Source organism: Dysgonomonas sp. Shenzhen-Wh21 (genome assembly GCF_043392705.1).
Lineage (GTDB): Bacteria > Bacteroidota > Bacteroidia > Bacteroidales > Dysgonomonadaceae > Dysgonomonas.
In genome coordinates, this window is record NZ_JAIXHZ010000082.1 from 1 (window position 1) to 11,168 (window position 11,168).

General features: G+C 37.7%; 9 protein-coding genes. 5 read left to right on the forward strand and 4 right to left on the reverse strand.

What is annotated here, in order from left to right; translation table 11 throughout:
• From LDB17_RS05680 to lpdA, 3 genes are all read right to left on the reverse strand, one after another.
• Positions 1 to 115 (reverse strand): biotin/lipoyl-containing protein (locus LDB17_RS05680; protein ID WP_393924925.1); only part of this gene is annotated, 115 nt, incomplete at its 3' end.
• Positions 116 to 150: 35 nt separating this feature from the next.
• The gene (locus tag LDB17_RS05685; RefSeq protein ID WP_252637542.1) at positions 151 to 921 is read right to left on the reverse strand and encodes a lipoate--protein ligase family protein; all 771 of its coding nucleotides are present in this window, start codon (positions 919 to 921) and stop codon (positions 151 to 153) included.
• Positions 922 to 925: 4 nt separating this feature from the next.
• Positions 926 to 2,275, reverse strand: a complete 1,350-nt coding sequence (lpdA, locus tag LDB17_RS05690) for a dihydrolipoyl dehydrogenase (RefSeq protein WP_252637543.1) — start codon at positions 2,273 to 2,275, stop codon at positions 926 to 928.
• A 728-nt stretch (positions 2,276 to 3,003) separates the two neighbouring features.
• Between lpdA and LDB17_RS05695 the strand changes: the two genes are divergently transcribed.
• The 3 genes from LDB17_RS05695 to LDB17_RS05705 all read left to right on the forward strand — a co-directional run bounded on the left by LDB17_RS05695 (position 3,004) and on the right by LDB17_RS05705 (position 7,257).
• Positions 3,004 to 5,382 carry a hypothetical protein gene (locus LDB17_RS05695; protein WP_252637544.1) on the forward strand — a complete coding sequence of 793 codons (2,379 nt, stop codon included), beginning with the start codon at positions 3,004 to 3,006 and terminating at the stop codon, positions 5,380 to 5,382.
• A gap of 36 nt (positions 5,383 to 5,418) precedes the next feature.
• Positions 5,419 to 6,345 carry an endonuclease/exonuclease/phosphatase family protein gene (locus LDB17_RS05700; RefSeq protein WP_252637545.1) on the forward strand — a complete coding sequence of 309 codons (927 nt, stop codon included), beginning with the start codon at positions 5,419 to 5,421 and terminating at the stop codon, positions 6,343 to 6,345.
• A 120-nt stretch (positions 6,346 to 6,465) separates the two neighbouring features.
• Positions 6,466 to 7,257 (forward strand): histidine phosphatase family protein, encoded by a 792-nt coding sequence (locus tag LDB17_RS05705; RefSeq protein WP_252637547.1) that lies wholly within the window; start codon positions 6,466 to 6,468, stop codon positions 7,255 to 7,257.
• An 83-nt stretch (positions 7,258 to 7,340) separates the two neighbouring features.
• Here the strand turns inward: LDB17_RS05705 and gap are convergent, their stop codons facing one another.
• Positions 7,341 to 8,351 (reverse strand): type I glyceraldehyde-3-phosphate dehydrogenase, encoded by a 1,011-nt coding sequence (gene gap / locus LDB17_RS05710; RefSeq protein WP_252637549.1) that lies wholly within the window; start codon positions 8,349 to 8,351, stop codon positions 7,341 to 7,343.
• 162 nt (positions 8,352 to 8,513) lie between these two features.
• Between gap and LDB17_RS05715 the strand changes: the two genes are divergently transcribed.
• Both LDB17_RS05715 and LDB17_RS05720 read left to right on the forward strand, forming a co-directional pair.
• Positions 8,514 to 9,527 carry a GlxA family transcriptional regulator gene (locus LDB17_RS05715; RefSeq protein WP_252637550.1) on the forward strand — a complete coding sequence of 338 codons (1,014 nt, stop codon included), beginning with the start codon at positions 8,514 to 8,516 and terminating at the stop codon, positions 9,525 to 9,527.
• Between the two features lie 351 nt (positions 9,528 to 9,878).
• Positions 9,879 to 11,135 carry a Gfo/Idh/MocA family oxidoreductase gene (locus tag LDB17_RS05720; RefSeq protein ID WP_252637552.1) on the forward strand — a complete coding sequence of 419 codons (1,257 nt, stop codon included), beginning with the start codon at positions 9,879 to 9,881 and terminating at the stop codon, positions 11,133 to 11,135.
• The last annotated feature ends 33 nt before the right edge of the window (positions 11,136 to 11,168 follow it).

Consider the following 11,168-nt stretch of genomic DNA (forward strand, 5'->3'; position numbering starts at 1 on the left):
CAAACAAAATGTCATCTTCGTTAATTGTATCCCCAACTTTGATCGACCACGAAATGATAGTCCCTTCGGTTATACTTTCGCCCAATTTGGGCATTTTAATTTCAAATTTTGCCATGGTTTATATTGTATTATATTTTATAGTAATTTCTTTTAAATTATAGATTGAAGTGCTTGCTCCGATACTCTAGGTTTCTTTCCTTCATAATTCCATTCATCTGTTCCATACTTCTCATTCACCAGTTTCTTTATATTTAAAACATCTTCACTCGTGAATTGATAAATAGAATTTCCCTTTTTCTCATTCATGAAATAAGCCATGATATAATCTTTGAAACGATTTATATTTAATGGCTTATCTATATGGTTAAGGATGTTCGTAACGGGACTTTTTACCGACTTGACATAAATCCGCTTATCGACTTTATTTTCCAGTTGCTTCGGATCACTTTCAAGCGTAGTAGTGAGTCTGTTGAGGTCGGATGAAAAAAGTAATGTCGCATGAAACATAGCCCTGTCTTTGTGTACACATTGCGCACTGCCCGATATTTTGAGTCCATCAATGTTTATTGCCAAGCGTGTGTCTACCTCAGCATGGATGCCCAGAGTGGATAGAAGCATAACTATTCTTTCTGTGAACCGGTGAAAGCCTATGCCTTTATTGTTTTCTATAAAGGTCAGGTTCAAATTACCTAGATCATGAAATACAGTTCCTCCTCCCGATGAGCGTCGTGCTACTTTGATATTATTCCTTTGTATAAAGTCGAGATTAACCTCGGCCAATACATTTTGGTACTTGCCTATAACCACTGACGGTTCATTCTGGTATAACATGAAAAATTCTTCTGAGAAATTTTTCAGAAGATATTCTTCACTGGCCATGTTGAACCAAGCGTCGGTATATGTATTGTTAATACAAAGCATTTTGTTAAGAGAATAAAGTCTCGTGTATAATTTCGCCTACAGTTGGATGCGGATATACATGTTTACGGAACTCTTCTACAGTGTTACCGTTTTCTATCGCAATCCCTGCCAGCAGTATTAATTCTGATACCGGATTACCAAGCATGTGGCATCCTATAATGCGATCGCTATCGTCTACTATTATTTTACAGAGTCCGCTTCCTGTTTCATTTTCTGCAATAAATCGCCCGGAATACGCCATCGGTAATTTGAGCACACGAAAAGGTTCTCCCTTTGCTGTCAACTCTTCTTCAGTCTTTCCTACTCCTGCAATCTCCGGGTTTGTATAAACGACACTAGGGATAGCCTTATAACTCATTTTGTCATCTTCGCCAAGAATATGGCTGATAGCTACTTCTCCTTCTCTGATAGCGGTATGAGCCAGTAACGAAAAGCCGGTAATATCTCCTGCGGCATATATACGAGGATGGCTGGTTTGCATATACTCATTAACTTTTACACCGTTTTTGAGAAGCTCCACGTTTAAAGACTCCAGTCCGAATCCTGTGGTAATAGCTCTACGTCCCACACTTACCAGTATCTTTTCAGATTCAATTGTTTGAGTCTTTCCATTTTTCTCTACAACTACACCTTTCTTTGTAACCTCTGTAACTTTTGTATTCAGATGGAATTTAATTCCTCTCTTTGCATAATCGCTGCGAAGCATGGCTGATGTTTCTTTGTCCATTACTCCGAGTATTTCAGGCATCATTTCTATAACATTGACTTCTACGCCCATGCTATTAAAGAAAGAAGCGAATTCGATACCAATAACACCACCACCAATGATTGCAAGTGATTTTGGTAAGTCTCCAAACTCTAAGGCTTCTTTCGATGTCCAGTAATTTACTTCAGACAACCCCTTTATCGGAGGTATAACAGTTTCGGAGCCTGTGCATAATAGCAAATATTTTACTGAATAGGTTTCCTTACCACTCGAAATGTTGATCTTATTATCCTTCTCCCCGGTGATGGTTGCTGTATCTTTAACTACAGTAACACCGTATGATGATAATTTAAAGCTGACTCCCGCCGTTAATTTTTTTACGACTTTATCCTTTCTGTCAATTATTTTTGATACATCGAAAGAAGGGGCGTTGTCTAATGTAATTCCGTATTTGCTTGCATTTTTTATGCTATCCAGTGTTTTGGCTGAATATAAAAGTGTTTTTGTGGGGATACATCCTTCATTGAGACATACACCTCCGATGTATTTCTTTTCAAAAAGGACAGTTTTTAATCCGTTCGATGCAGCTATTTCGGCTGCATTATACCCTGCCGGACCTCCACCGATAATTGCGATATCAAATTCCATAGTCTATCTATTGATTGTTAGTTGTCAAAAAAAGTTCGTTTTGCAATGTGTATATTACACATCACCCTATAAACAAATGAGAACAAGATAAGTTTTATCGATTTTAACTATTACTCTTATAGATAATCAATATGAGGCGTTTCTATAAGAAAAAAATGGCTTCTGCACTTAGTTATAGGATTGTAGGGGTATGGATTAAATGTGTTTAATTCTATCTTTTTAATGTTTTTTTACTTTTCTCGAATAAAAGAATAAATATGCGAAACTGTATTTTTTTGAGAATATTCCATTAATTCTAAATAAGATTCTCATGATTAGATTTTGCGTCTTATGTACACAATTATGTTTTAAAACATATATGTGTCTTTATTACGCATAATATTATGTTCCTTAAAAATATTAAAATATATTTGCATCAGACAAGATTACAGAAAATACAAAATTTCTCTTTAAAAAATGTGAAGCATTATACACTACATAACCTCTTTCGCAACCTCGGCTTTGAACATCGTTTCCTAGTATAAACCTTAAGCTATATATAAAACCCGATATATTCCTTGCGATATTTTCATGAGGATATGTAAAGTTAGCTCAGTATTTAACAGCAGAGGATAGGAGTAGAGGAGAATAATAGAAATTGAGTTTGTGTTAAGGGCTAAATTACTCATAGATAACTAAATAAAAACCTATTTGTATTCAAATCATTAATTTCTTCAATTTAAAAAAATATGAAAAACAAGTTTTTAAGACAATTCGGTTTAATTGCTTTAATGGCGATTTCTGGTACTACAGGAATAAAGGCTCAAAGAGTAGCTATAGCAAAGACTGATACAGTAAAACCTACAACAACTACAACTGCCGGAAAAACATCGAACATGATGTTAAATGCTTCTGCTGATAATGGACCCCGTGCTGTAAATATTGGTTTGCCTGCTAGTGTGGGAGGAACGGTTATCTTAGAAAACGGCTTACCGGTAGTATATGATTTTATGGGACAAACTCCCACAGCAGTATGGCGTAACGATCTGGGGATTGCTAAATTTAGTGTATTGAACGTATCAGAAACGGCTCTTTTAGCAAGTGATGTTGGGGTGTCTGTTAGTACATTGACAAATCGAGGAACAGATAAATTCAAAGGGACTGCATCATTTACTACAAACTCTTACGGACTGTTACGTGGAGATGTAAGTATAAGTGGACCAGTAAAAAATGGATTCTATTATTCATTAACGGCTTTTGTTAATATGGATCCGGGTACATTTAGTTCTAATATTTCACAATTCCTTGATAAAACGCAAATATACAAAGGAGTTATTAACAAAAGATATACCAACGGGCAGATTGGGCTGCAGTATAAATATGCTTATAGTCAGTCTATTTCAGCTAAACAAAGTCCTTATATCTACCGTCAGGATGGTACAGTAGACAAATTGCCGGGATTTAGAATCGGACGCGACTCGTACCTTGAACAATCCGGCATTATCAATGCTATTGATCCACTTACGGGTAAAGAAGTAGTATGGGATGCAATGAGTGATGCAGCTTCCACATCTCATGTTTTTGATCTCATGGGAGACCACAATTTTAATAATGGGATGAAACTAGATTATACTCTCCGTTATCACTATGCTAATTCCGGTATGTATAATCCTTATCTTACTAGTATGACTCAAGGTATCAGACCTGGAGTTTCCCCTAAAGAAGGAGATTCTCGTTATGTTTACTCAGAAGACCCCAGCTCTATTTATAATGGTCTTGTGCAGAAAGGGTTAATGATTTATTCACCTCGATCTGTAAAAAATACGGTGATGGCTCGCCTAGAGTTAAGTAAAAAGTCGAAACAACATCATTGGATGGTTGGATTTCATAACTGGTACTATAACGTAGATAAAGCAGTAACTTCTACATATAACTATTTGTTTGAGGTGACACCTAATCCGAGAAAACTTATTCAACAGAAATGGGGTGCTCTTTCTTCTGGCGGATATGGATGGGTAAGCCAAGGAGATGCTTATGGTAATAGCTCACATAATCGTGCTATGCAATATTACAATGGCATAGATAATAAAATGGCACTAGTTGGAACAGAAAAATGGAATCCATCCGATAAATTCATATTAGATATGGGAACCCGTCTAGAATGGCAACGTATTGATGGAGATTGGTATACAGCCGAAGATAGAAAAGCCTCAGGAACAAATTGGTTATCAGGTAAAACCACTGATGTCAAAAAAGACTGGTATAATATTTCAGCTACAGCAAGTGCTACATATAAAGCATTCCGAAACTTAGGCTTTTTGGCTGATGTATATTATATCCAGCAGGCCGGAAAGCTTAGTGCATATGCAGGAGCCGATGACCCATCTATCGAAAAGTGTGAAATCCCGGGATTTTCTGCCGGTGTTTACTTTAATCATTCAATGATCAGCTTGGTGTCTAAAGTAACTAAAATTAAACGTACAAATTTCAAAAATAATTCTACATTCAATGCAACATGGACTGATAGTAAATTCCCAGGTGAGACCTTCTCTGCTACAACCAAACAAACCAGTAGCTATGATGTAAGTACAGTGGGTTGGACTACAGATGTATTATTTACTCCATTCAAAGGATTTAATTTACACTTATTGCTTACACTGCAAAATCCTAAATATGAGAATTATGCAATGACTATCAACTACGAAGCCGAAAGTCAGACCGGACATACATCTACATATAGTGAGACTGTAGACAATAGTGGAAATGTTGCTCGTAGTGTGTCAAAAACATTGATAGAAATAGACCCAAGCTATACATGGGGCGCAGGAGGAAAGTATAGGCTATGGGCTAGTGCACGCTATTTCAGTAAAGAGTATGCAAACTATCCTAATACGTTGATCTTTGCCGGGCGTTGGGAAACATTTGCCGGATTCAACTACAAATATGATAAGAATGTGGATTTTAGTATCAATGCCGTAAATGTATTGCGACAAAGTGGTGCTCAAGGTTCTATTTCCGGAACAAATACTACAACTGCTGAAGGGGCAAAATTATTATATGACAAACCTCTTGTAGGAACATATATTCGCCCATTTACTATAGAGTTTAAAACAAGAATTAGATTTTAAATTTAAATAGCTAATTCAAGCTAAAAACAAAAAAATATGAAAGGAAAATATTTAAAATCACTATTTATATTATTCTTATGCGGTATATTCTCTTTTCAGGTGCATGCCCAAAAGAAAGAATGGAAACTGATCAGTTACAATGTATACTGGGGGATGCAAAAAGATTCGACTGAAAATAAATCCAAATTTGCAGAATGGATCAGAGCACAAGATACTGATATTGTCGCATTGCAAGAAATGAATGGTTTTACGCAGCAGAATCCTGAGTTTGCACCAAAAGGTGCCAATCCTAATAATCTTCAAAAATTTGCAGAAAGTTATGGACACCCGTATGTTTTTATAGTAAGAGAACCGGCTGCAGATGGATCTATCAGTTTCCCTGTTGCCATTACGTCAAAATATCCAATAGTGAATGCTGTTCGTGTAGTAGAAAATGCTTCTCATGGTTTCCTTATTGCTGAAATAGAAGGGCTTCACTTTGTAGTTACACATTTTCATCCATTTTCGTCAGAAAAGCGAGGATATGAAATAGATCAGATATTGGCTACAATAAAGTCGAAGCCAAGTGATTGGAAGTGGTTCTTAATAGGTGATCTGAATTCTGTTTCACCACTCGATAAGAATGCGTATGCTGATAATAAACTGCGTGACTTTATACATGAAGACAGAAAGAAAAGGCCTCACAACAAAAACTTAGGGAAAAATGATGAATTGGATTATTCTATTCAACAGAAAATTTTAGACTTTGGCTTTGTCGATGCACTTAAGGTATCTTATCCTCAATTCGTCGCATCAGCTCCTACTAAATTGTTTTATGACCAATCTAAATTTCCTCTACGATACGATTATTTATACGTAAGCTCTAATCTGAAGAATAGCATAGTAAAATGCGAAATAATGAAGGATAACTTTACAGATCATTACTCTGATCACTATCCTGTATTATTAATCTTTAAAGAATAAGGAGTATAGGAAGACGGTTGCTTTAAGGTTTAAGTAGTTATATAAGAATTGGTTTAAGAAAGCCAGTATTAAAAATAACGCCACTAACCATATTGAAATAAATAATAAAAGTATAAGATTATGAAAAAAATACAAATACTTCTGATTACAATTTTATTGATTTCTGTCCCAAGCGTTTTTGCACAAAAGAAACAAACAAAAAATGATGCTGTGGTTATTTATATCGCACGTCATGGGAAAACAATTTTAAATACAATGGATCGGGTACAGGGATGGGCCGATGCTCCATTAACTCCTCCGGGAGTGGAAGTAGCAGAGTTTTTGGGTGTGGGGTTGAAAGACATTCCTTTCAAAGCTGCTTATTCGAGTGACTTGGGGCGTGCACGCCAAACAGCACGTATTGTTTTGGATGCAAAGGGACAAAAAGATATGGCTATCGTAGAAGTGCCTCAAATTCGTGAAACAAACTTTGGCAGCTATGAAGGTGAGTTTAACCTTAAGATGTGGAACGATGCAGCTTTATATTTGCATTATAAGTCGTATAAAGATATGATGGCTGCGATGCAGGAAAATTCCGCACTATTAAAAGATATGGTGGATTCTTTCAAGGCATTGGAAACTTTGGGAATCGGAGAAAGTTACGACGAAGTAAAAGTCAGGGGACAAAAAGCTTTAAGAGAGATTGCTGAAAAAGAAGCGAAGAATGGCGGTGGAAATATTCTGGTTGTTGGACATGGTATGTCTATCGGTATATTTTTATCCGACTTAGACAGTTTTGGAAAGAAGCCGGAAGCTAGTCATATGGGTAATGCTGCTGTATGTAAATTGATTTATAAAGATGGAAAATTCTCTTTGGAGTCTTTTGGTGATATGAGCTATGTAGAAAAAGGTAAAAAACTATCAGGTAAGTAAGATTGTATTGGTATCAGTCTAATCAAAAGAGGCTATTCCCTGGAAGGAATAGCCTCTTATTAATCTGTTAACTGTATTTGCTCTTATCCGTTTACTTTTTTCATTGCAGCGATAGAATCCAATACTTTGCAAGAGAATCCCCATTCGTTGTCATACCACGCTACTACTTTTACAAATGTAGGACTAAGCATAATCCCCGCTTTTTCGTCAAAAATAGCAGTGTTCGGATTACCTATCATATCAGACGATACAACTTCGTCGGCTGTATATGCCAAATAACCCTTTAATGATCCTTCCGAAGCCTCTTTCATTGCTTTACAAATTTCTTCGTAAGAAGTCGGCTTAGACAAACGTGCAGTCAGATCCACAACAGACACATCAAGGGTTGGTACGCGGAAAGACATACCGGTTAATTTTCCGTTGAGTTCAGGGATCACTTTACCTACTGCTTTTGCGGCTCCTGTAGTCGATGGGATGATATTACCCGAAGCTGCACGTCCTCCTCTCCAGTCTTTCAACGATGGTCCGTCTACTGTTTTTTGAGTTGCAGTGGTTGAGTGTATAGTACTCATCAACGCTTCTTCTATGCCGAATTTGTCGTTCAGTACTTTGGCTACCAATGCCAGACAGTTCGTAGTACACGATGCGTTGGATATAAACTGAGTATCTTTCACATACTTGTCGTCATTTACTCCCGGAACAAACATTGGAGTATCATCTTTGGATGGGCCCGACATAATTACATATTTTGCACCTGCTGCAATATGTGCTTGCGCTTTCTCCTTAGTAAGAAATAACCCTGTAGATTCTACTATATATTCGGCTTCAACCTCATTCCATTTCAGGTTGGCAGGATCTTTCTCTGCTGAGATGCGGATTGTATTTCCATTGACAACAAGTTTGCCCTCTTTTGTCTCAATAGATCCATCAAATTGTCCGTGAATGCTATCATATTTGAGCATATAAGCTATATATTCAACATCCATCAAATCGTTGATACCAACTATTTGTATATCACTTCTGCTTTGAGCAGCTCTAAACACCAAACGTCCGATACGTCCAAAACCATTAATACCTACTTTAATTGCTTTCATAATGAATTGGTTTTTAAATGATAAAATATCTTGTTCTTTTTAGTACTACAAAGATACATTATAATATCTTTGTCTGAAATGACAAAAAATATACAAATCCTGCCAAGTCGGATTGATTTTACTAAATAATACTTATTTTTAGATTCTAAAATATAAAAACAGATGAGTAAACAGTTAAAAATAAGGCATATTGTGTTTCTGGTTCCTCCCAATTCCACCCTGCTGACTATGGTGGGCCCATTGGAGGTATTTACCAAAGCAATCGAACAGTTTGATCTGGTAGATAAGAATATTGATTTCACGTATCAGACGCATGTCATAGCTATGGGTAAGGAGAGACAGATAGATACATCTTCGGGTTTATCGATATTAAGTGAAGGATGCTATACCGAAATAGATTATCCGATTGACACGCTGATTGTAACAGGACTGGCTCGCCATCTTAAAGATAACCTGAAGGCTGAGATGATAGAATGGATCAAAGATCAGGCGAAAACGACTCGCCGGATGTGTTCGGTCTGTTCGGGTGCTTTTATTCTGGCCGAAGCAGGATTGCTGGATGGAAAAAAAGCGACTGCCCATTGGTCGAGAAATGAAGCGTTGGAACAGATGTATCCTTTAGTAAATGTGCAGATAGCACGTATTTTTATTAAGGATGGAAATATTTATACAGCGGCAGGTATTACCTCCGGTATGGATTTAGCTTTGGCTCTCATCGAAGAAGATCTGGGACAGTCGTTTGCTCTGCATATCGCCCGCTGGTTGGTCTTGTATCTGAAACGCCCCGGCAATCAGGCACAGTTCAGCTCATACTTAGATTCTAAAATGATCGGAAACCCAACTATCCGAAGGGTTTGTGAGTGGATACTTGAACACCTGAGAGAAGACATTACGGTAGAGAAAATGGCAGAATATGCGGCAATGAGCCCTCGTAATTTTGCTCGTGTCTTTGTACGCGAATTGCGTGTAACCCCAGCTAAGTTTATCAATAAACTGCGTGTAGAAAATGCCAGCCAACATCTTATCGAAACACAATTATCTCTTGACGAAATAGCCGATAACTGCGGGCTAAAGACAGGTGAAAATCTTCGCCGTCAGTTTATAAGCTTTATGGAGATTACTCCGGCTCAATATCGGAAAAGCTTCCGTTCTTCTTGGGCAGACGTTGCTGTGTAGTAGATATTGGAGATTTATTGAATCCCTATGGACAGAAAGTTTATAGGGATTTTTATTTTAGAAAGGATGCATCATAGCGTTAATTATAGCATCCTGTTTTAGTCTTTAGGATGTCGTTATAGAGAACTGGCAAATGAAGAAAATATACTATTCTTTTGCACAAATTTTCGGTTGTGAATTTTGCCTATATAATTCTGATTTTAATTATTATTTTTGCTATACTTCGTTATCTTTGTAATACATGTGGTGAATTCCATCTGTTTTTTTGTGCCTGTCATCGGGTGAATATGACATAATGATATTTAGCCCTGGTATTCTTAAAATCGAAATATTATCAATTTATTTTATATCATGAAAACAAATAGGAGAGACTTTTTTAAAATTTTAGGAAGCGCAGCAGCTCTTACTATTATTCCTCGTCATGTGATGGGTAGAGGCTACATTGCTCCCAGCGATCAGTTGACTAAGGGAATTATAGGAACAGGCAGTATGGGGCGTGGTCATGTGAATTATGCAGGCACAAGGTTAGTTGCTGTATGTGATGTGGATAAGAAACATCTGGAGTTGGGAAAACACCTTGTAACTGATAATATTGCAGCATATCACGATTTCCGCGATTTGATATTAGACAAAAATGTTGACATTGTTCATATAGCAACACCTCCCCATTGGCATGGTATAATGTCTGTGGAGGCGGCCAAGGCCGGAAAAGATATTTGGTGCGAGAAACCCATGACCCGTACCATAGGAGAAGGAAAGCGTGTGATGGAGGCCGTTAAGCAATATGGATCGAAGTTTCGTTTGAATACATGGTTTCGTTTCACTGATAATTTTTATGGATTGGAAACACCGGTTCGCCCGCTAAAGAAGTTGGTGCAGAGCGGTATGCTGGGTTGGCCATTAAAGGTTACGATCAGTAGGCATACAGGCTTCGATTGGAAATTCTACTGGGTAGGAAAAGAAAACCTTCAGCCGGAGGCTATTCCTGCCGAGCTTGATTATGATATGTGGCTTGGCCCGGCACCGTACAAGCCTTATAATAGCCATCGTGTGCACCAAACGTTCCGAGGGTATTGGGATTACGACGGAGGCGGTTTGGGAGATATGGGACAGCATTATATCGATCCTGTACAATACTTCCTTGGCAAAGATCATACCAGCCCGGTAAAAGTGGAAGTGGATGCGCCACAACAACATCCCGATGCAATAGGTACGTGGCGCTCTATTACGTACACTTACGATGATGGTTGCCAGATCGTACTGTGGGGTGATGATTATGGAGATCCTAACACGCCGTATATATCAGGGCCAAACGGTAATGTTTATAAAAATTTTGTTTGTGATATACCTTATTGGGAAAAGAAACTAGCTGCCTATCCGGAGCCCGAAGAACAGGTTACAGATTTCATCGAAAGTGTGAAAACGCGTAAACAGTTTGCCCTTAACGAGCAGAATGGCTTCCGCTCGTCTACAATAGTAAATATGGGAATTGTGGCGTTGAGGCTAAACCGTACGCTGCATTTTGATCCTGTAAAACTTGAGTTTGTGAATGATGATGCGGCTAACCGTTTGCTTGACCAACCAATGCGTGCCCCTTGGAATATTTAACCTGTACTATCAAAAACAAACAAGATAACAATA